This is a genomic window from Bowdeniella nasicola, assembly GCF_001907295.1.
GTDB lineage: Bacteria > Actinomycetota > Actinomycetes > Actinomycetales > Actinomycetaceae > Bowdeniella > Bowdeniella nasicola.
Map to the genome: position 1 here is coordinate 1 of NZ_MQVR01000193.1, position 645 is coordinate 645.

Sequence of the window (645 nt, forward strand, 5' to 3'; positions counted from 1 at the left end):
AACTTCTATCTTCACCCAAGGCCCGCTCTCATTCATCACCAACACCCGGCAGTCAGAGACCGCGTCACGCACTCTGAAACCGGAAGAGCCGATTTATCTCTCATCGACGTTATAGTTCGGACGAAAGACCGGATCGCCCTCACGTATTGGCGCTGATTCATCGTGTGTAGCGACTACGACAGTATTGTGTGCTGCGTACGATTCAATGAACTTCCAAACCTTGGCTCGCGTCGCCGAATCCAAACCACTGGTTGGCTCGTCGAGGACAACGAAGGTGTCTTCAGAGGCAAACGCGCGGGCGATAGCAATCCGCTGACGTTCTCCTCCAGAAACACCAGCGTCTTCACCGGCTACATCACGCGATCCGTCCGCTCCGTCGGACACGAAGCTGTCCAACCCCAAATCGGTTAATAGGCTATCCGCGTTATCAAAAGCCTCATGTCGGCCAAACACAACATTTTCAACCGCAGTCGCGTTCAACAGCCCTGGGGACTGTTGAACGTAGCTTGACTTCGACAGGAGCTTCCGGCCGTCAACGTTCAGGCCTAGCTGTTGTGGGTCATGACGTTGTAGTCACCGACCGGGGATGAAGGAACGGGCCCCTGACTGCACGATGGGTGGTGTCAAAACATCCAGCAGAAAGAG

The 645-nt window shown here is 54.7% G+C and carries 1 protein-coding gene; it reads right to left on the reverse strand.

The genetic code is table 11. From position 1 onward, the window contains the following. Positions 1 to 93: 93 nt before the first annotated feature. Positions 94 to 543: an ATP-binding cassette domain-containing protein gene (locus tag BSZ39_RS15210; protein WP_083603373.1), complete on the reverse strand. Its 450-nt coding sequence runs from the start codon at positions 541 to 543 to the stop codon at positions 94 to 96. Between the last annotated feature and the right edge of the window lie 102 nt (positions 544 to 645).